Origin of the sequence: Nocardioides secundeburneus (genome assembly GCF_039939255.1) — a bacterium.
In the GTDB taxonomy this organism is placed as follows: domain Bacteria; phylum Actinomycetota; class Actinomycetes; order Propionibacteriales; family Nocardioidaceae; genus Nocardioides.
The window spans coordinates 165,335-184,153 of record NZ_JBDUUE010000002.1 but is presented as its reverse complement, the minus strand read 5'-3'; the positions used below and the strand labels follow the sequence as shown (position 1 = coordinate 184,153).

The window sequence follows — 18,819 nt, the reverse complement described above, 5'->3', positions numbered from 1 at the left end:
AAGGGCTCAGTGCCCCGGGCCGACGGACTCGCCGTCGCCCGGCGTGCCGTGCTCGGGGAAGGCCGCGTCGGCGGCGTCCTCCTCGACCAGGCAGGTCCGGCAGAAGTCCTCGCCGAACGGGGTCAGGTGGATCGAGCGCCGCACGACCTTGGCGAACTTCACCGAGTGCATCGCGGCGAGCACGTCGGGCTGGGCCTCGACGACCTGGTACTCCATCGGGTCGCGCAGCGCCTCGCGGCTGAACCACACGAGACCGAGGCGGAACAGGTTGTTGAGGTAGGCCGGCACCTGGTCGACGTAGCGGCACCCCGCCCGCGGGCCGATCATCGTCAGTCCCGGCGCGATCAGCTGCGACGACACCATGCCGATCGGGCCGCCGGTGCGGACGTCGACGCTGGGCTGCGGACCCTTGTTGAGCAGCAGCACCAGGATCCGCGCCTCGTCGGGCGCCATCTCGGACAGGATGCGCTCGTAGGCCGGGTGCCCCTGGTCGGTGCTCCACACGTCGCGCGACCTCGAGAGCAGCTCGTGGCCGAGGTCGCGCAGCGACGGGGGCTCGGGCGCGCTCGTCTCCCACAGCCGGCCCGCCACCACCTCGCCGTCGACGGTCTCCCCCGCGGCCGACGACGAGGACGACGCGGGCACCAGCCCGCCGAGGTCGGCCCCGGCCGACATCAGCGCCCTGCCCACCGGCGTGCCGGCCGAGACCGTGCGCGCCAGCTCGCCGACGACGGCGATCGCGTGGCCGGCGTCGCGGGCCAGGGCCGCCGCCTCCTCCTGGCTCGTGGCGGCGCGGCCGACGCGCAGCCACGCCTTCGCCGACGTCCGGGCCCCCCACCCGGCCGTGTGCCAGGCCGCGGACGCCGCCACGCGGGCGATGCCCGGCAGCGACTCGGCGGCCGGCAGCAGCTCGGGCAGGCGCTGCAGGTCGCGGGGGTGGCGGGCGTCGCGGCGGCGCCGCTCGTCGTCGGTGCTCATCAGCCCCCCTGCACGCCGAAGATCGCCAGGTGCAGGAAGCCACCGGCGGCGCCCATGATCGCTCCGTGGGCGTAGAGCATCCACTCATCCTCCTTGATCGCCGAGCGCATCATGTCGACGAAGTCTCTCGGTGGCAGCTCCTTGGTCCGGGCGGCGACCAGGATCCGGATCTTCTCGGCCTGCCGGGCGCTGAACTCGGGGTCCTTGAACGGCGTCAGGGTGCGCCCGACCGCCTCCTGCGCCACCGACTCGCGGATCGTGTCGAAGCGCTGGCCGCCCATGGCGACGCGCAGCGCCGCGCGGGCCGGCCCGGCAGCCTGGTCGATGGCCGGGCGGAGGGCGGTGGCGAGCATCTGCCGGGTGCGGTCGCCGCGGGGGCCGTCGAGCAGGAAGTCGCCGATGCGCTCGAGGGTGATGACGTCGTCGGCGATGATCTGGGCGTAGACCTCGGCGGCCTGGCTCTGCCGGCGCAGGAAGAGTCCGTGCCAGGTGATCCCGAGGATCTTGCGCGGCTCGGGCGGCTCGAAGATGAGCCACATGCCGAGCGCGTTGGTGATCCACCCGACGACGACGCCGAGCACCGGCAGCAGCCAGGCCTGGTGGGCGATGGAGTCGATGACCGCGACCGGGATGCCGAGCAGGAACCCGAAGATGAAGCCGAACCGGACCATCATGTCCAGCTCCTTCTGACCGAAGTCGCGGAAGATCCGCACCACCAGCTCCGGGTTGTCCTGGAAGTGGTCGATCACCATGATCTTCGGGTCGAGCAGCTGGTCGATGTGGATGCCGATCTCGGTGGTGACCGTGCCAACCACGCTCGGCAGCTGGGCCTGCACCCGGTGGAACACGGCGTCCTTGACCGGCTGCGGCAGGTCGCGCCACAGGCGGGGGTGCTCGGTGCGCATGACCTGGTCGACGAGCTCGGGGATCTCGGGGCGGAACACGGTGACGATGTGCTCGGCGATCTGGTCGGGCTCGAGCTGCTGGTAGAACTCGGCCGGCGTGCCGAGCTTGGCGATCGCCTTGTCGACGGCGATGCTGCCCATCTTCGCCGCGCGGGCCGGCACGATGCCCTGCCACCCGATGCCGCCCTGCAGCACCCCGGGCACCTCCTGGATCTTGCGCGGCAGGACGGTGGCGAGCTCCTTCATGCCCGGGACGCGGACGCCGCGGAAGCGCAGCGGCGCGAACAGCATGACCAGGCCCGACCAGTTGATGAGCCAGCCGATCACGCCGGTGAACACCGGGATGGTCACGAACGCGAACCAGTGGATGCCGTCGAACCACTCCGACACCGGATCGAGCAACCAGTCCACGCCCGTACGCCCCTTCGCCTGCGCGGCCCCATCACCGCCATCCGCGAAGACTAGTGCGTCCCGTCCACCCCGGGGGGCGGTGACCGCTACACGATGTCGCGGCTATCTGGCCCGCTGCTCGACCCGCCGTTCGACTCAGACGGCCAGCAGCCCGACCGTCGCGACGACGAGCACCACGAGCACCCCGATGGCCACCTGCGCCACGTGCAGCACTCGGACGGCGGGCGTGCCGGCCTCGGCCGTCGGGACGTCGTCGCGCCGCTGCCGGCGGATGGTCCAGAGCAACGCGGCCCCGATGCCGAGCAGGGGCGCCATCGTCGTCCAGTAGCGCGGACCGGCGATGTGGACGAACGGCTGCACCATGAGCGTCACGATGCCGATCTTGACCAGCACGAGGGTGAGCATCGTGTCGAACGAGCGCCGGGTGACGGCGCCGAGCAGGGCGAGCATGACGAGCGTCGCCCCGTAGAACATCGGCGCGGTCAGCACCTTCGAGATGGCCGCGATGGGCACCGGCGAGCCGTGCCACTGCAGGAGCGTCGCGAACCGGTGCGGCAGGACGAAGTAGCGCCCGGCGTTGATGCCGACGTCGCGCGCGTAGGACGTCGCGGTGATGTCGCGGCGCGCGTAGGCCGACATCTCGTCGGCGATGACGGTCTCGCTCACGCCGGCCGCGCGCGCGTGCTCGCGGGAGAAGCGCAGCGGCGAGAACCAGATGCTGCTGCCGGGGTCGCACTCGCCGAAGCAGAGCACGTCGCGGTCGCCGAACGTGTTGGCCCGCACGGTGGGCACCGACACGGTGGTCAGCACGCGCGAGTCGAGCGCGACCGACGCCCCGACCGACCACGGCGCCAGGAGGGCCAGGAACGCCACGCCGGCCACGACGTAGGCGCCGACCACCCGCCAGCGCACCGCGCGCCGCGCGACGACGAGCGAGACGACGAACGTCGCGCCGAGCATGCCGACGACCAGCACGCTCACGCTGGAGCGGAAGTAGACCGCGAGGATCGCGTAGACGCCGAGCAGGGCGCCGTCGCGCCACGTGACGGCCCGGCCGTCGCGCCACGCGCGGGTCATCTCGATGGCGCGGCACATCATCAGCACCACCACCAGCCCGGCCAGGCTGTCGCCCCAGCCGGCCGTGCCGAACACGGCGTAGGTGGGCACCAGGCCCGGGTAGACCAGCAGCGCACCGGCCGGCGCGTTGCCGAGGGTGCGCCGCACGCGCCGAGCGGTGAGCAGCAGCACGATCGAGGTGACGATGCCGAGGTAGGCGCGCACCAGCGGCGTGCCGGCGCCGGGGACGAACAGGTAGAGCGGGGTCAGCAGCACCGGCATGCCCGGCATGAACCAGCCGCTGCTCACCGCGATGCGGTCGAGCTCGGCGGTGTCGGGAGACCGGAACCAGACCAGGTCGCGCACGGCGTTCGACAGCGCCCGGCCGGCGTCGAAGTAGTAGGCCTCGTCGCCGACGACCGGCCCGGCCGCGACGCCGGCGTAGGCCACGACCTTGACCGCCACGGTGGCGAGCGCGAGCCAGACCAGGAGCCGCTCGGGCCGGCCGAGGGCCGCCCAGCGGGCGCGGACGGCGTCCGTCGGCCTGGTCACGAGCGGTCCGGGAGGTCGGGGGTGAAGCGCTTGGTCGAGTTGGCGTCGAAGCAGACGGCGTCGTCGGACTGCCGTCGCACCAGCGGCAGGTCGAGGACCATCACCCCGCGCACCACCTGGTCGGCGGGGACGTCGAGGTCGCGCGCCCGCACGCGGACGTCGTCGGCCACCCCGGCCGCGGCGAAGGACGCCTCGGCGCTCGCCGCCGCCTCGGCGGCCGAGACCAGGTCGAACTGGAGCACCACCCGGCGGTGCAGGCCGTCGGCGTCGAGCACCGTGCCGTCGGAGCGCAGCACGGCGGCGAAGTCGAGCTCGACGTCGCCCGGCAGCGGGTAGCAGCCGGTCGTGAGCCCGTCGGGGGGCACGAGCGGTCGGTACTGGCCGCTGACGTCGGCCCGGCCGGCGAGCGGGCTCAGCACCAGCGCGAGCAGGGCGACGGCCACGCCCACGAGGACCCGGTCGCGCGAGCGTGACGGGACGAGGCGGCTCATGGCGCGGCCCATCCTAGGAGCCGCCGGCCTCGACCCGGCGACCGGACGTCGTCCGGCGGGGTACGTTGCGAAGGTGGACCTCATCCCGAAGCCCGACCAGGTCGCCTCGGCGGCGGGCAACCTGGCGCACCAGGTGTTCTACGGCGGGCTCGCCGACCTGCGGCCGATGCCGCGCACGCTCATCGACGAGGGCACGCTGCGCGAGGTCTACCACTACCGCCCCGCCGCGAAGGTGCAGGAGCAGGGCGAGCCGGTCCTGCTCGTCACCCCCTTGGCGGCCCCGGCCACCTGCTACGACCTGCGGCGCGGCTGCTCGCTGGTCGAGCACGTCGTCGGCACCGGCCGGCCGACCTACCTCGTCGAGTACGGCCAGGTCTCGTTCAAGGACCGCAACCTCGGCATGGAGCACTGGATCGAGGAGGTCGTGCCGGCCGCGATCCGCGAGACCTCCGCCCACGCCGGAGGACGGCCGGTGCACGTGGTCGGCTGGAGCCTCGGCGGCATCTTCTCGATGCTCGCCCTCGCCGCCGACGCCGACCTGCCCGTCGCCTCGCTCACCGTGGTCGGCTCGCCGGTCGACGTCAGCCTGGTGCCGCTGGTGGCGCCGTTCCGCCCGCTGCTCAACTGGGCCGGGGGCCGCGGCCCGATCACGAAGGGCTACCAGGCTCTCGGCGGCGCCCCGAAGCCGCTGGTCAAGTGGGCCTTCCAGCTGTCGTCGTTCCAGAAGCTCGTCACCAAGCCGGTCGCCAAGCTCACCCACTACGACGACGCCGACTTCCTCGCCCAGATGGAGGCCGTCGACCGGTTCACCGCCGGCATGATCGCCTACCCCGGCCGCACGTTCGGCCAGCTGTACCACCGCTTCGTCAAGGGCAACGCGCTCGTCGACGGCACCTTCGACCTGGCCGATGCCGACGGGACCAGCCGCACGGTCTCGTTCGCCGACATCAGCGTGCCGGTGCTCGTCTTCGCCGGCGCCACCGACGGCATCGCACCGGTCGCCTCGGTCAAGGCCGTCGTGCCCCTGCTGACCGGCTCGCCCGAGGTGCGCTTCGAGATCGTGCCCGGCGGCCACCTCGGCATGCTCACCGGACGCGCGGCCCGCGACACGACGTGGAGCGTGCTCGACGAGTGGGTCTCGCAGTGGTCGGCCCCGACGTCCGACGACGGTCCCGCCCCGTCGGGCGACGGCGAGCCGGCCATCGGCACCGGACGCCGCCGCCACGGCTCGGGCGCCTCCCGCTCCCTCGCCCGCTGACCGATCCCCGCCGTCGGGCGCCGGCGGGAGGGCGAGGGGATTCCCGGTTTCGGGCGCGCCGCAGCCTCGCCAGGCTGGAGACATGACCCGCCTGCGCGCCCTCCTCGCCACCTTCGCCGTCACGCTCGTCAGCCTCGTCGCGGTCTCCACCGCCACCTCGCCACCGGCCCACGCCGACGGCTGCTACTCCTGGACCCGCAACCTCTCCTCCGGCGCCACGGGGGCCGACGTCTCGCAGCTGCAGATCCGCGTGGCCGGCTGGGCCGGATACGGCGTCAACATGGCGATCGACGGCAGCTTCGGGCCGCAGACCGTGCAGGCGGTGAAGAACTTCCAGGCCTCCTACGGCCTCGCCGCCGACGGGGTCGCAGGCCCGGCGACGTACGCGCAGATCTACGCCTTGCAGGACGACGACTGCACGCCCATCCACTTCTCCTACGCCGAGGTCGACGGCGGATGCGGCCAGGGCGGCTACAGCGGCGGGTCGGTGCCGGCCGCGACCGTGCAGGAGAACCTCAAGCGCGCGATGTGGCGCGCCGAGGCCCTGCGCCAGCGCATGGGCAACGTGCCGCTGACTGTCACCTCCGGCTTCCGGTCGCAGGCCTGCGACCGCCAGGTCGGCGGCAGCGGCACCGGCCAGCACACCTACGGCAACGCGATCGATCTCGTCGGCGCCTCGTTCTGCGGCCTGGCCCAGAACGCGCGCTACAACGGCTTCGGCGGCATCTTCGGCCCCGGCTACCCCGGCCACGACGACCACGTGCACGTCGACACCCGGGCCGGTCGGTCGTGGAGCGCGCCGTCCTGCGGCATCTGACCCATCGCCCGGCCCGCCCCCGCTAGCGTGCGGGGGTGCCCGAGACGACGTCGTCGACCCTGCCCCGCAAGGTCCGCGTCGGCTACGGGCTCGGGTCGGTGGCCACCGGCGCCTTCGGCACCGTCCCGGGCCTGATGCTGCTGCCCTACCTCACCGACACGCTCGGCGTCGCCGCCGTCGTGGCCGGCGTCGTGGTGGTGCTGCCCAAGGCGTGGGACGTCGTCCTCAACCCGGTCGCAGGGCGCATCAGCGACCGCACCGCCGACCCCCGGGGCCCGCGTCGTCCGTGGCTGTTGCGGGCCGGGCTGGCGCTCGCGCTCACGTTCGCGCTGCTCTTCGCCGGCCCCGACGTCGACTCGCGCGTGCTCGAGACCGGCTACGTGCTCGTCGTCTTCCTCGCCTGCGCGTCGGCCTACGCCTTCTTCCAGGTGCCCTACGTCGCCATGCCGGCCGAGATGACCAGCGGCTACGCCGAGCGCACCCGGTTGATGACGTGGCGGGTCGCGATCCTGGCGTTCACCATCCTGCTCGCCGGCGCCACCGCCCCGCTGCTGCGCGACGCCGTGGGCGGCCGCGACGGCTACCGGCTGATGGGCCTGGTGATGGCCACGCTGATCGCGATCGGCGCGGTCGGCGCCTACCTCGGCACGCGCGACGCACCGCGGGGCGACGTCGCCCCCGGGCCCGGCTCGCTGCGCGACCAGCTGCGCGTCGTCGCCGGCGCCCGCGACTTCCGGCTCCTGCTGACCACCTGGATGCTGCAGGCGCTGGCCACCGGCTGCATGCTGGCCGGCGTCGACTACCTCGCCGGCGACGTGCTCGACAGCGACGGCGCCGCCACGGTGCTGTTCGTCTGCTTCGTCGGCCCGGCGCTGCTGCTCACCCCGGTCTGGACGGCGGTCGGCGAGCGCATCGGCAAGCGCCGCGGCTACCTCGCCTCGTCGGTGGTCCTCGCGGCCGGCGCCGCGCTCGCCGCCACCGCCCAGGTCGCGCCGGGGGCCGTGGTGATCGCCGCCGTGGCGGTCGTCGGGGTCGGCTACGCCGGCGCCCAGGTCTTCCCGCTCGCGATGCTGCCCGACGTCGCCGCCACCGACGCCCGTCGCACCGGCGAGAACCGCACCGGCGTCTACACCGGCGTCTGGACGGCGGGCGAGACCCTCGGGCTCGCCCTCGGCCCGGGCGTCTTCGCGCTCGTGCTCGCCCTCGGCTCCTACCGCTCCACCACCGACGACGCCGACGTCGTGCAGCCCGACAGCGCGCTCACCGCGATCACGCTCGGCTTCTCGGCGCTGCCCGCCCTGCTCGTGGTCGCGAGCCTGTGCTGGCTGTGGCGCTACCGCCTCGACGAGAGCCTCGACCGACCTGACCGACCCGCTCACCCCGATCCCCAGGAGACGGCATGACCCCCGACGACGTGCTGGCCCGGCTGCGCGACCTCCAGTCCCGCGACCTGCCGGTGCACGGCGGCCGCACGCTGGCCTACGTCTACGACGCGGGGCTGCCCGACGTCGACCGCGTCGCCCGCGAGGCCGTCGCCGCGTTCGCCGGGTCGAACGGGCTCGACCCGACCGCGTTCCCGAGCCTGCTCGCGATGGAGAACGACCTCGTCGGGTTCACCGCCGACCTGCTCGACGCACCGGGCGGGCCCGACGGCGTCGTCGGCACGATCACCTCCGGCGGCACCGAGTCGGTGCTGCTCGCCGTCCAGGCCGCGCGTGACGCCCACCGGTCGGCGCACCCCGAGGTCCAGGCCGCGATGGTGCTGCCCGACACCGCGCACGCCGCGTTCCACAAGGCCGCCCACTACTTCGACGTCGAAGCGGTGGTGGTGCCCACCGGCGCCGACCACCGGGCCGACGTCGAGGCCACCGCCCGCGTGCTCGACGACCTCGGCGACCGCACCGCGCTGGTGGTGGCCAGCGCGCCGTCGTACGCCCACGGCGTGGTCGACCCCGTGACCGGGCTGGCCGCGCTCGCCGCCGCCCGCGGCACCCGCTGCCACGTCGACGCCTGCATCGGCGGCTGGGTGCTGCCCTACGCCACCCGACTGGGCCGCGCCGTGCCGCCGTGGACCTTCGCGGTGGAGGGCGTCACCTCGATCTCGGTCGACCTGCACAAGTACGCCTACGCCCCGAAGGGCGCCGCGGTGCTCCTGCACCGCTCCGCGGCGCTGCGCAAGCCGCAGTACTTCGCGAGCGCCGCCTGGCCGGGCTACACGATGCTCAACTCGACCACGCAGTCGACCCGCTCGGGCGGCCCCCTGGCCGGCGCCTGGGCCGCGGTGCACGCGATCGGCGACACGGGCTACGAGCTCCTCTCCCGCCAGGTCCTCGCCGCGGTCGACGCCATCGTCGCCGCCACCACCGGCATCCCCGGGCTGAGCGTCGTCGTCGCCCCCGACTCGACGCTGGTCGCGCTCGCCACCGACGACACGTGCGACCCGTTCACCGTCGCCGACGAGATGACCACGCGCGGCTGGCACGTGCAGCCGCAGATGTCGTTCGGCCCGCACCCGGCGACGCTGCACCTCTCGGTCTCGGCCGCCACCCTCCCGCACGTGCCCGAGCTCGTCGAGGCCCTCACCGCGGCCGTCGAGGCGGCCCGGGCGGCCGGCCCGGTCGCCGTCGACCCCGACGTCGTGGCGTTCGTCGCCGCGCTCGACCCCGACGCGCTCACCGACGCCGACTTCGACGGCCTGCTGGCGGCGTCCGGCCTGCACGGTGCCGGCGGGCCCGACGCGGGGCTCGAGCTGCCCACCCGGATGGCCCCCGTGAACGCGCTGCTCGACGCCGCCCCGCCGCGCCTGCGCGAGGCCGTGCTCGTCGCGTTCCTCGACCGCCTGCAGCGGCCCACCCGAGGCCGCGCCGGGTGACCCGGCTGCCCTGACGGCTATCCCACCTAGTCCCAAGGGACCAGTCAGGCCGGCCTCCGCGCCCGAGCACACGGCATCGCCTCCGCCCCTAGCCTCGGAGGGCCCGCGCCCCCCACGCACCCCGGAGGTCCCATGCCCCGCGCCTCGTCGCACCTCACCCTCATGCGAGAGGACGACGACCCCGTCGCGCGCACCGGCACGGCCCCGTCGGCTCGCCCCCGCCACCGCCGGCCCGACGTCGACGGGCACGGCGTCCATCGGGCCACCCACCGCGGGACGATGCCCGGCCGCCACGAGCTCGAGGGCCGGCTGCTCGGTCTGGTCGCCGACCTCGTCGACGCTCCCGAGCACGCCTCGGGCGTCGTCGCCACCGGGGTCGACGACGCCGCGGTCGCGGTCCTGCGGGGGGCCCGCGACGCGGTCGTCGGCCCCGACGGGGGCGACGCCGGGCCCTCCTCGGTGGTGCTGCCCCGCTCGGCGCACCCGGCCTACTTCGCTGCGGCGCTCACGGTCGGGTTGACCCCGATCGTCGTCGCGGTCGACGACGAGGGGCGCGCCGACCTGGGCGCCCTCACCGCCGCCGTCCGCGCCGACACCGTGCTCATCGTGGCCTCGGCACCGTCGTACACCCACGGCCTGGTCGACCCCGTGGCCTGGATCGCCGCCGCCGCACAGGCGCGCGGCGTGCCGCTGCACGTCGACGCGACCTGCGGGGGCTGGGCGATGGCCCACGCGGCGCGCACCGGTCAGCTCGGCACCCTGTGGGGCTTCGCGATCCGCGGCGTCGCGTCGGTGGCGATCGACGTCGGGCCCGACGGTCGCGACGACACCGACCTCGTGGCGGTCCTGCACCGCGACCCGGCCGGCGCCCGCGCCCTCACCGTCTCGACGCCGACCCGCGGCCCCCTCGCGCTGCCGACGGCGTGGGCCCGACCGAGCGCCCTGCTCGAGGACACCGTCGACACGCTCGGCGCCCTGGGCGCCACGGGGTGGGCCGACCTCGCCGCCGCCGCGCTGGCCGCGACCCGGACCGTCGTCGACGGGCTGGCCGGGCTGCCCGGCGTCCGGCTCGCGGCACGCCCCGAGGCCACCGTGGTCAGCCTGGTGGCCGACGGGACCTGCGACGTCTTCACCCTCAGCGACGCGCTGCACGCCCTCGGCTGGACGGCGCACCCGGTGCTGCCCGACGACGGCGAACCCCTGCTGCGCGTGCCGGTCACGGCCGCGGTCCTCCCCCGCGTCGACGGCCTGCTGGCCGCGCTCGCGGACGCCGTCGCCGAGGCCCAGGCACGTGGCCCGGCCCGCGTCGAGGGCACGCTCGAGCGGCTGCTGCCGCGCTTCGAGGCTCCGGTCGGCGGCTACTCGGCCGACCTGCTGCTGGAGGCCGCCGCCACCGCCGACGGGCCGGAGCGCCGGGCCAGCACCCACGTGCTGCTCGCCGCCGCCGGCGGCGGCGTGCGCGAGTCGTTGCTCGCCGTCCACCGGCAGCGGCTCGCTCGCCCGGTACGGGCCGCCTCGGGTCAGCCGGCGACCGCCTCGACGGTCGGGAGCGAGTAGTCGCCCGCGTCGGTACCAAGGCCGCGGGCCACCTGGCTCGCGGTCGCGCACCCGAGGCGCGAGGCGTCGGACGGCGCGCGGCCGAGCGAGAGACCACGCAGGAAGCCGGCGCTGAAGGCGTCGCCGCAGCCGGTGGTGTCGACCAGCTCGCCCTCGCCCAGCGCGACGGCAGGCACCTCGACGACCGCGTCGGTGGTGACGACGAGCGCGCCCTGCGCACCCCGGGTGACGGCGACGCAGCCCACACCCATGGCCAGGAGCGCCTGCGCCCCGGTTGCCAGGTCGTCGTGTCCGGTGAAACCGCGGACCTGCTCGTCGTTGGGCAGCAGGTAGTCGGTGTGCGGCAACGCGTCGGCGATCCAGGCGAGCAGGTCGGTGTCGCCCGGCGCGAGCACGTCGACCGACGTCGTCATGCCCTGCTCGCGCGCCCACGCCAGCAGCTCACCGGCCGCGGGCCCGCCGAGGAACTCGGGGCCGCCCAGGTGCAGGTGGGTGGTGGCGGCGAGCGTCGTCCGGTCGAGGTCGTCGAGGGCGAAGGCGCCGTTGGCGCCGATGCAGTGCCAGGCCGGTCGGTCGCCGTTCGGCCGCACCGGGATGACCGACGACGACGTCTGGTGCTCGGCCTTGCGCACCAGCCCGGCCGTGTCGATGCCCTCGCGGGCCAGGAGCGTCAGCAGGAGGTCACCGACCGCGTCGGTGCCGATGGCCCCGTAGGACGCGACGTCGGCACCGAGCCGGGCGAGCACGAGCGCCGTGCCGCCGGCCGTGCCCGCGGCCGAGGGGCGGATGGTCTCGACCAGCTGACCATCTGAGCCCTCGGGGATGGACTCGATGCCGATGACGTGGGTGTCGAGCACGTGCACGCCGACGCAGGCGACCTTCACTCGTCCTCCTGAGGTTGTACGGATCCGTAGTTCTTGGCGAGGGCGGCCAGCACGACGGCCTCCTGCTCGGCCTCGGTGAGCACGCGCGGCGTGCCGAGCGACGACGCCCGGTGGTGCAGCGCAGCGAGCCACTCGAGCAGGACGGCGTGCTCGACGGCCTTGTCGAGCGTGGTGCCCACGGCGACCGAGCCGTGGTTGCCCATGAGCGCGGCCTGGCGCCCCTCGAGCGCGGCGCGCACCGACGTCGCCAGCCCGGGCGAGCCGAAGGTGGCGTAGGGCGCGACCCGGACGGCGCCACCGAGCACGAGCTGTTGGTAGTGCAGCACCGGCAGCTCGTCGAGCACGCAGGCGACCGCCGTCGACCACGGCGCGTGCGTGTGGACGACGCCCCCGACGTCGGGCCGGTCGGCGTAGACGCCGAGGTGCAGCTCGAGCTCGGACGTCGGCACCAGCCCGCCGTCGACGAGGTGGCCGTCGCCCGAGACGAGCACGACGTCGTGGGGCCGGCACTCGGCGAGCACGACGCCGGACGCCGTCACGGCCACCAGGTCGCGCACCCGCATGCTCACGTTGCCCGCGGTGCCGACGAGCAGGCCCTCGGCGGCCAGGCGGCGGGCCGCCGCGGCGACGTCGTCGCGCGCACTCATGCCGCGTAACGGTCGAGGTAGGCGGTCATCATCGCGATCCCCTCCTCGACCAGACCGGGGTCGCCGTCGAGGCTGTGCTCGTAGGCCAGCTGGAAGACGCGGTCGCCGACCTCGACGGCGAGCACGGCGGCCTGCAGGCCGAAGTCGGGGCGGGCGATGCCGGCCTCGAGTGCGACGTCGCGCAGCGTCTCGGCGATGCGCCGGTTGTGCTCGCGCCCGAAGGCGTGCACGGCGGTGTTGGTGCGACCGCGCAGGTAGACCTCGACGAAGGCCGGGCGGCGCGCGTAGACCTTGACGAAGGCGCGCATCGTCGTCTCCACGAGCCCGGTGACGGTGAGGGACTCCCGCGTGGCGAGCTCGGCGAGGTCGCTCGCGACCTGGTCGTCCATCTCGGCCATGTCGCGCCGCGCGATGGCGAGCAGCAGCTCCTCCTTGTCGGCGAAGTACTGGTAGAGCGAGGCGACCGGCACCTCGGCGGCGTGGGCGATCTCCCGCGTCGTCAGCGGCTCGACACCGCGGGCGAGGACCAGACGCTCGGTGGCCGCGAGGATCGCCTCGACCCGCCGCCGGCTGCGCTCCTGCACGGGCGCCCGACGCACGGCCGCTCCCCCCTGAACCTTCACGCTCCGACCCTTCCCTCGGTGGACGACTCGACAGTAGGGTACGAGAGCGAAACCTGACACATGTTCAGGTCGGAATCCTGGAGCGAGCCGTGACCCGTGACCTCGTCGACATCGACTCCCGCCTCGACGTCTCCCGACGCACGCTCCTCGGCGGCGGCGCCGCCCTGGCCGTCGGTGCAGGCGGGCTCGTCGGGCTCGGCGGCCTCACCGAGGCCGACGCCGCCGGCCTCCAGGGCCGCCTGCCGTCGAAGGTCGACGTCGTCGTGGTCGGCGGCGGTCTCGCCGGCCTGGTCGCCGCGCGACAGGTGGCCCGCGCCGGGCGCTCGGTGCTGCTGGTCGAGTCGCGCCGGCGGGTGGGCGGCCGGTTGCTCAACCACACGCTGACGACCGAGGGCGCCGTCATCGAGGCCGGCGGCGCCTTCATCGGCCCCACGCAGGACCACATCGCCCGCCTCGCCCGCGAGATGGGGGTTCCCACCTTCAAGGAGCACGTCACCGGCAACAGCGTCTACGTCTCGTCGACCACCGGCCGGCTCGAGTACTCCGGCACCGTGCCGCCCGACCTGACGATCCTGCCCGACGCCGCGCGCCTGCTGCAGCTGATCGACTCCTACGCGGCCGAGATCGCCGTCGACGCCCCGTGGTCGCACCCGCGCGCCCGCGAGTGGGACTCCATGACGCTCGAGCAGTTCATCCGGGCCCACTCGATCCTCAACCCCTCGGGCGTCGCCAACCTCATCAAGGCCTGGACCCAGCCCGGCTTCGGCGCCGACCCGCGCGAGCTCTCGTTCCTCTTCGTGCTCTGGTACGTCGCCTGCTCGGGCAACGAGCGCACGGTCGGCACGTTCGCCCGCAACTCCGACACCGTCGACGGGGCCCAGGAGCGTCGCTTCGTCGGCGGCTCCCAGCTGGTGCCGATCCGACTGGCCAAGCGCCTCGGCGACATCGTCGCCCTGCACGCCCCGGTTCACCGCATCGTGCAGCGCGACCACCGCGTGCGCGTGCACACCGGCCGCGGCGTCGTCACCGCACGCCGCGTCATCGTGGCGGCGCCGCCGCCGATGGTGCTCGGCATCGACTGGTTCCCCCGCCTGCCGGCCACCCGGCGCCAGCTGCTGCACAAGTCCCACATGGGCAAGCTGATGAAGTGCGACGCCGTCTACCGCCGGCCGTTCTGGCGCGACGCCGGCCTCAACGGCTTCGGCATCAACGACGCCGGCGCCGCCCGCGCGGTCTTCGACAACAGCCCGCCCGACGGCTCGCCCGGCGTGCTGCTCGCGTTCATGGGTGGCGACACCTGGCGCCGCTACGGCCGGCTCCCGCTCGCCGAGCGGCGTCAGGCCGTGCTCGCCGGGTTCGCCGAGATGTTCGGCCCCCAGGCCCTGCGGCCGGTCGAGTACACCGAGCACGACTGGACCCGCGAGCGCTGGACCCGCGGCGCCCCCACCGCCTTCCACGCCGCCGACCGCTCCTTCAGCACCCTCGGCCCGGCCGTCCGCCGTCCGTTCGGCCGCGTGCACTGGGCCGGCACCGAGACCTCGACCTACTGGAGCGGCTACATGGACGGCGCCGTCCGCTCGGGTGAACGCGCCGCGCTCGAGGTCCTGGAGAGGCTGCGATGACCACCGCGGCGGATAGTTCGACACCTGGTCGACCTCGACGGGGCGTGAGAGGTCGACCAGGTGTCGAACTATCCCGACTCGGGGCCCTGGTCCTCCTGCTCACGATGGTCACGTCGGGCGGGACGGCGACCGCCCCCGTCGCCCAGGCTGCGGAGCTCACCTACCGCACGACGGTCTTCGCGCGGGTCCCGTCGCCGGGGCATCCCGCCTACACCCATGTCGGCCGCAACGGCCGCGTCTACGCCGGCACCTACGTGGCCGGCGACCGCCAGCGCTCGCGGGTCTTCGAGTGGCGCCGCGACGGCACGCTGCTGCGCTCGTGGACGGTTCCCGGCCAGCGGCTCGACGCCGACCACGGCGTCCAGGTCGCCACCGAGACCCGTGACGGCAAGCTGGTCCTGCTCGAGACCTCGACGCGCGGCCTGCTCACCCTCGACGTCCGCACCGGCCGGTTCGAGCGCATCGCGACCTTCCCCGCCGGCGCCGTGCCCAACTACGCGACGTGGGGCCCGACCCACCTGTTCGTGACCGACTACGCCAACGGCGTCGTCTACCGGGTGCACCCGAACGGCCGCGTGCGCCCGTTCTTCCGCTCTCCGGCCCTGCAGGGCGTCGCCTCTTTCGGCACCACCGGCATCGTCTACCGCCGCCACCACCACGACTTCCTCATCACCCAGCAGACCGTGGCCGACGGCAGCACCCTGCCGACCAACGGCGCGCTGTACTCGCTGCCGATCCGGCAGGGCAGGCCGGGCCAGCTCCGCCGGCTCTGGACGTCGCTGCCCACCGACCTGCCCGACGGGTTCGGCGTCGGTCGCTCCGGACGCATCTACGTCGCCACCGCCGGACTCACCAACCAGCTGGTCCGCCTCTCCCCCACGGGCCGCGAGCTCGACCGGTTCCCGGGGACGCCGCTGTCGGGCGGGGCCAACGGCTCACCGATCCCGTTCGACACCCCGTGCAGCGCCACGTTCCTCGGCACGCGGGTGCTCGTGGCCAACCAGGCGGCGTTGTCGGGCGACGCCTCGCACATGGCGATCCTCGCCGTCGAGGTCGGCGAGCGCGGCATGATGCCGTGGCTGCCACGCCGAGCCCGGCTCGCCGGACGGCGGTGACGCCACCTCGTTAGGGTCGCGCCATGAGCGCGCTGGCCCGACTCGTCGACCGAGGCCTGATGGCCCCCGACTGGGCCGCGGCCCTCGCCCCCGTCGACGAGCAGGTGGCCGCCATGGGCGCCTTCCTGCGCGACGAGGTGGCCGCCGGTCGCGGCTACCAGCCGGCCGGCGACGCGGTGTTCCGGGCGTTCCGGGCGCCGCTCGCCGAGGTCAAGGTGCTCGTCGTCGGACAGGACCCCTACCCCAACCCCGCGCACCCGATCGGGCTCAGTTTCGCCGTCGAGAAGCACGTGTGGCCGCTGCCGCCGAGCCTGCTCAACATCTACACCGAGCTGCGCGACGACCTCGGCGTCGTGCCGCCGAGGCACGGCGACCTCACGGGCTGGGCCGACCAGGGCGTGATGCTGCTCAACCGGGTGCTCACCGTGCGGCCGGGCGCGTCGAACTCCCACCGGGGCAAGGGCTGGGAGGCCGTCACCGAGTGCGCCATCCGAGCGCTGGTCGAGCGGGCCGAGGGCGGCCGGCCGTTCGCCGCGATCTTGTGGGGCAGCCCCGCGAAGTCGCTCCGGCCGATGCTGGGCGCCACCCCGTGCGTCGAGTCCGTGCACCCCTCGCCGCTGTCGGCCTACCGCGGGTTCTTCGGCACCAAGCCGTTCAGCCGGGTCAACGCCCTGCTCGCCGAGCGCGGTGTCGAGCCGGTCGACTGGTCGGTGTTCGTCGAGGGCGACGCGAGCGTGCCCGGCTGAGCTGTGGGCGCCTCGACCGTTCGTGCCTCGCGATCTGCTGCTCGCCAGGAATAAAGTACAGACTTCAACTATTCTGGTCGGTGTGAACGATCGCATGCCCGCCCTCTACCTCGGCCACGGCGCCCCGCCCCTGCTCGACGACCCGACCTGGTCGGGCCAGCTGGCCGCCTGGGCCGCCGACCTGCCGCGCCCGAGGGCGGTGCTCATCGTGAGCGCCCACTGGGAGTCCGCGCCGGTCTCGCTCAGCGCGAGCCGGGCCCCGCTCGTCTACGACTTCGGCGGGTTCGACCCGAAGTACTACCGGATGACCTACGAGACGCCCGACGCCACCTGGCTGGCCGAGCGCGTCGCGGCGATGATGCCGGCGTCCGAGCCCGTGCACCAGCACACCGAGCGCGGACTCGACCACGGCGCCTGGGTGCCGCTGACGATCATGTACCCCGAGGCCGACGTCCCGGTGCTGCAGATGTCGCTGCCGACCCACGACCCCGAGCGGCTGCTCGCGCTGGGCGCCCGGCTGCGGTCGCTGCGCGACGAGGGCGTGCTGATCATCGGCTCCGGCTTCCTCACCCACGGCCTCCCGTTCCTGAAGGAGTTCCGCATCGACGCCGCCGCCCCCGGGTGGTCGAGCGACTTCGACGCCTGGGCCGCCGAGGCCATGGCCCGCGGCGACGTCGACGCCCTGGCCGACTTCAAGCACCAGGCTCCGGGCATGCCCTACGCCCACCCCACGGTCGAGCACTACTCGCCGCTGTTCGTGACGCTCGGCGCCGCCACCGACGCCGCCGTTCCCGGCGAGCAGCGCATCGACGGGTTCTGGATGGGACTGTCGAAGCGGTCGCTGCAGGTGGCCTGACCCACTACGGTCGGGCTCGATGGACGACGCCCACGCCCACCCCCGCGCCCGCCTCATCGGCGTCGCCGGCCTGCTGGTGTTCGCGTTGGTCGCCGCGGCCGCGGTCTGGGTCGGACTGCTGCGCACCGAGGAAGCCGGCGACGCGTTCGTCGCCGGCGACGTGAGCCCCGAGCTGCGCGGGGCGACGATCGACCTGGTCGGCACCCCGCCCGCAGGCCCGGGGACGCTCGAGGACGTGATCGCCGCGGCGACCGCCTCGGTCGAGGACATGTCGACCCTCGACGCCGGCGCCTACGCCCAGCAGTGGGGGCGCAGCGCCCACGACCAGGCCGCGCTGGTCGGCCAGTGGCTCGGACTCGCCTCCGCCGAGCTGGGCGGGGCCGACGCCGACCGGGTACGCGAGGCGGCCGCCGCCGTCGGCGCGACCGCCCCGGACGAGCCCGGCGACAACCCGGGCATCCCCGGCTCGGAGAGCCTGCGCAGCACGCTGCAGGCCGCCTCCTCGGCCGCCGGCGGCTGACGACTCAGTCGCGGTCGCGCAGCCGGCGCACCTGCTCACGCAGCCGGGCGTTGTCGGCCTCGAGCCGCAGCACCTCGGCGATGCCCGCGAGGTTGAGGCCCTGCGCCAGCAGGTCGCGGATACGGACCAGCCGCTCGACGTCGGCCGCGCTGTACAGGCGCGACCCGCCCGGCGTGCGGTCGGGGTCGACGAGGCCGCGGCGCTCGTAGACGCGCAGGTTCTGGATCTGCATCGAGGCCATCTCGGCCGCGACCGAGATCGCGTAGACACCGCGCGTGCGTGAGGACATGAGCTCATCCTAGACGCCAGATTTCCTCTTGCAAACGGAACAGATGACCTATATCGTTCGTTACACATCACGCCACCGTCGGTGGCCCCGTCCTACAGAGAGGAAGTCCCATGCTGCTTCGCACGACCGACCCGTTCCGCGACCTCGACCGCCTGGCCCAGCAGTTGGTCTCCGGCTCCTGGGGCACGACCAACCGCCCGGCCGTCATGCCGATGGACGCGTGGCGCGAGGGCGACCGGTTCGTCGTCGAGCTCGACCTGCCGGGCGTGACGCCCGAGTCCATCGACCTCGACGTCGAGCGCAACGTCCTCACGGTGCGCGCCGAGCGCCTCGCCCGCAACGGCGACTGGGAGATGCTCGCCTCCGAGCGCACCCGTGGCACCTTCACCCGCCAGCTCGTGCTCGGCGACAACCTCGACCTCGAGCACATCGAGGCCGCCTACGACGCCGGCGTGCTCCGGCTCGTGATCCCCGTGGCCGAGCGGGCGAAGTCCCGCAAGATCGAGATCGCCGGCGTCACGCCCGAGAAGACCGCCATCGAGGCCTGACCCACCCACCACCGACCCACGACGGGCCGGCCGGGCTCACGCAGCCCGGCCGGCCCGTCGGCGTCCGAGCGG

General features: G+C 74.2%; 19 protein-coding genes. 11 read left to right on the top strand and 8 right to left on the bottom strand.

Going from position 1 to position 18,819, the window contains the following annotated elements; translation table 11 throughout:
- Window positions 1–6: 6 nt before the first annotated feature.
- From ABFT23_RS05800 to ABFT23_RS05785, 4 genes are all read right to left on the bottom strand, one after another.
- A complete protein-coding gene (locus ABFT23_RS05800; protein WP_347893271.1) occupies window positions 7–978 on the bottom strand; it encodes an Abi-alpha family protein in 972 nt (323 codons plus the stop codon).
- Window positions 978–2,294 carry a hypothetical protein gene (locus tag ABFT23_RS05795; RefSeq protein WP_347893270.1) on the bottom strand — a complete coding sequence of 439 codons (1,317 nt, stop codon included), beginning with the start codon at window positions 2,292–2,294 and terminating at the stop codon, window positions 978–980. The genes ABFT23_RS05800 and ABFT23_RS05795 overlap by 1 nt, the downstream gene beginning before the upstream one ends.
- Before the next feature lie 135 nt (window positions 2,295–2,429).
- Window positions 2,430–3,902 (bottom strand): hypothetical protein, encoded by a 1,473-nt coding sequence (locus ABFT23_RS05790; RefSeq protein WP_347893269.1) that lies wholly within the window; start codon window positions 3,900–3,902, stop codon window positions 2,430–2,432.
- The gene (locus tag ABFT23_RS05785; protein WP_347893268.1) at window positions 3,899–4,393 is read right to left on the bottom strand and encodes a hypothetical protein; all 495 of its coding nucleotides are present in this window, start codon (window positions 4,391–4,393) and stop codon (window positions 3,899–3,901) included. Before ABFT23_RS05785 ends, ABFT23_RS05790 begins: the two co-directional genes overlap by 4 nt.
- Window positions 4,394–4,466: 73 nt before the next feature.
- On the opposite strand from ABFT23_RS05785, the gene ABFT23_RS05780 reads away from it, so the two are divergent.
- From ABFT23_RS05780 to ABFT23_RS05760, 5 genes are all read left to right on the top strand, one after another.
- The gene (locus ABFT23_RS05780) at window positions 4,467–5,651 is read left to right on the top strand and encodes an alpha/beta fold hydrolase (RefSeq protein ID WP_347893267.1); all 1,185 of its coding nucleotides are present in this window, start codon (window positions 4,467–4,469) and stop codon (window positions 5,649–5,651) included.
- A gap of 82 nt (window positions 5,652–5,733) precedes the next feature.
- Entirely contained in the window at window positions 5,734–6,468 is a 735-nt protein-coding gene (locus ABFT23_RS05775) for a M15 family metallopeptidase (protein WP_347893266.1), read from the top strand.
- 35 nt (window positions 6,469–6,503) lie between these two features.
- On the top strand, window positions 6,504–7,871 hold the full coding sequence (locus ABFT23_RS05770) for an MFS transporter (protein ID WP_347893265.1): 1,368 nt from the start codon (window positions 6,504–6,506) through the stop codon (window positions 7,869–7,871).
- Entirely contained in the window at window positions 7,868–9,340 is a 1,473-nt protein-coding gene (locus ABFT23_RS05765) for a pyridoxal phosphate-dependent decarboxylase family protein (protein ID WP_347893264.1), read from the top strand. The genes ABFT23_RS05770 and ABFT23_RS05765 overlap by 4 nt, the downstream gene beginning before the upstream one ends.
- Window positions 9,341–9,472: 132 nt before the next feature.
- On the top strand, window positions 9,473–10,897 hold the full coding sequence (locus ABFT23_RS05760; protein WP_347893263.1) for an aminotransferase class V-fold PLP-dependent enzyme: 1,425 nt from the start codon (window positions 9,473–9,475) through the stop codon (window positions 10,895–10,897).
- On the opposite strand, the gene ABFT23_RS05755 is transcribed toward ABFT23_RS05760, so the two are convergent.
- Genes ABFT23_RS05755 through ABFT23_RS05745 form a run of 3 tightly spaced genes read right to left on the bottom strand, consistent with a single transcriptional unit; the run spans window position 10,861 to window position 13,051 of the window.
- Window positions 10,861–11,781, bottom strand: coding sequence for a carbohydrate kinase family protein (locus tag ABFT23_RS05755; RefSeq protein WP_347893262.1), 921 nt, complete (start codon window positions 11,779–11,781; stop codon window positions 10,861–10,863). The two genes, ABFT23_RS05760 and ABFT23_RS05755, sit on opposite strands and share 37 nt — an antisense overlap.
- Window positions 11,778–12,428 carry a class II aldolase/adducin family protein gene (locus ABFT23_RS05750; RefSeq protein WP_347893261.1) on the bottom strand — a complete coding sequence of 217 codons (651 nt, stop codon included), beginning with the start codon at window positions 12,426–12,428 and terminating at the stop codon, window positions 11,778–11,780. The genes ABFT23_RS05755 and ABFT23_RS05750 overlap by 4 nt, the downstream gene beginning before the upstream one ends.
- Complete coding sequence (locus tag ABFT23_RS05745) at window positions 12,425–13,051, bottom strand: TetR/AcrR family transcriptional regulator (protein ID WP_347893260.1); 627 nt, start codon at window positions 13,049–13,051, stop codon at window positions 12,425–12,427. Before ABFT23_RS05745 ends, ABFT23_RS05750 begins: the two co-directional genes overlap by 4 nt.
- Before the next feature lie 89 nt (window positions 13,052–13,140).
- On the opposite strand from ABFT23_RS05745, the gene ABFT23_RS05740 reads away from it, so the two are divergent.
- The 5 genes from ABFT23_RS05740 to ABFT23_RS05720 all read left to right on the top strand — a co-directional run bounded on the left by ABFT23_RS05740 (window position 13,141) and on the right by ABFT23_RS05720 (window position 17,910).
- Entirely contained in the window at window positions 13,141–14,673 is a 1,533-nt protein-coding gene (locus ABFT23_RS05740; RefSeq protein ID WP_347893259.1) for a flavin monoamine oxidase family protein, read from the top strand.
- 104 nt (window positions 14,674–14,777) lie between these two features.
- Window positions 14,778–15,788 carry an SMP-30/gluconolactonase/LRE family protein gene (locus ABFT23_RS05735; protein ID WP_347893258.1) on the top strand — a complete coding sequence of 337 codons (1,011 nt, stop codon included), beginning with the start codon at window positions 14,778–14,780 and terminating at the stop codon, window positions 15,786–15,788.
- Between the two features lie 23 nt (window positions 15,789–15,811).
- The gene (locus ABFT23_RS05730; RefSeq protein WP_347893257.1) at window positions 15,812–16,534 is read left to right on the top strand and encodes a uracil-DNA glycosylase; all 723 of its coding nucleotides are present in this window, start codon (window positions 15,812–15,814) and stop codon (window positions 16,532–16,534) included.
- Between the two features lie 82 nt (window positions 16,535–16,616).
- Complete coding sequence (locus tag ABFT23_RS05725; RefSeq protein ID WP_347893256.1) at window positions 16,617–17,390, top strand: dioxygenase family protein; 774 nt, start codon at window positions 16,617–16,619, stop codon at window positions 17,388–17,390.
- Between the two features lie 19 nt (window positions 17,391–17,409).
- Window positions 17,410–17,910, top strand: a complete 501-nt coding sequence (locus ABFT23_RS05720; protein WP_347893255.1) for a hypothetical protein — start codon at window positions 17,410–17,412, stop codon at window positions 17,908–17,910.
- A gap of 4 nt (window positions 17,911–17,914) precedes the next feature.
- On the opposite strand, the gene ABFT23_RS05715 is transcribed toward ABFT23_RS05720, so the two are convergent.
- Window positions 17,915–18,199, bottom strand: a complete 285-nt coding sequence (locus tag ABFT23_RS05715) for a MerR family transcriptional regulator (protein WP_347893254.1) — start codon at window positions 18,197–18,199, stop codon at window positions 17,915–17,917.
- Window positions 18,200–18,309: 110 nt separating this feature from the next.
- Here ABFT23_RS05715 and ABFT23_RS05710 point away from each other — a divergent pair, with 110 nt between their 5' ends.
- Window positions 18,310–18,747, top strand: a complete 438-nt coding sequence (locus ABFT23_RS05710) for an Hsp20/alpha crystallin family protein (RefSeq protein WP_347893253.1) — start codon at window positions 18,310–18,312, stop codon at window positions 18,745–18,747.
- Window positions 18,748–18,819: the final 72 nt, after the last annotated feature.

What these genes read in the sequence shown, in the direction of transcription:
- ABFT23_RS05715 (WP_347893254.1), bottom strand. Translation starts at nt 18,199, where the DNA reads ATGTCCTCACGCACGCGCGGTGTCTACGCGATCTCGGTCGCGGCCGAG.
- ABFT23_RS05785 (WP_347893268.1), bottom strand. Translation starts at nt 4,393, where the DNA reads ATGAGCCGCCTCGTCCCGTCACGCTCGCGCGACCGGGTCCTCGTGGGC.
- ABFT23_RS05765 (WP_347893264.1), top strand. Translation starts at nt 7,868, where the DNA reads ATGACCCCCGACGACGTGCTGGCCCGGCTGCGCGACCTCCAGTCCCGC.
- ABFT23_RS05710 (WP_347893253.1), top strand. Translation starts at nt 18,310, where the DNA reads ATGCTGCTTCGCACGACCGACCCGTTCCGCGACCTCGACCGCCTGGCC.
- ABFT23_RS05775 (WP_347893266.1), top strand. Translation starts at nt 5,734, where the DNA reads ATGACCCGCCTGCGCGCCCTCCTCGCCACCTTCGCCGTCACGCTCGTC.
- ABFT23_RS05735 (WP_347893258.1), top strand. Translation starts at nt 14,778, where the DNA reads ATGGTCACGTCGGGCGGGACGGCGACCGCCCCCGTCGCCCAGGCTGCG.
- ABFT23_RS05760 (WP_347893263.1), top strand. Translation starts at nt 9,473, where the DNA reads ATGCCCCGCGCCTCGTCGCACCTCACCCTCATGCGAGAGGACGACGAC.
- ABFT23_RS05730 (WP_347893257.1), top strand. Translation starts at nt 15,812, where the DNA reads ATGAGCGCGCTGGCCCGACTCGTCGACCGAGGCCTGATGGCCCCCGAC.
- ABFT23_RS05720 (WP_347893255.1), top strand. Translation starts at nt 17,410, where the DNA reads ATGGACGACGCCCACGCCCACCCCCGCGCCCGCCTCATCGGCGTCGCC.
- ABFT23_RS05800 (WP_347893271.1), bottom strand. Translation starts at nt 978, where the DNA reads ATGAGCACCGACGACGAGCGGCGCCGCCGCGACGCCCGCCACCCCCGC.
- ABFT23_RS05750 (WP_347893261.1), bottom strand. Translation starts at nt 12,428, where the DNA reads ATGAGTGCGCGCGACGACGTCGCCGCGGCGGCCCGCCGCCTGGCCGCC.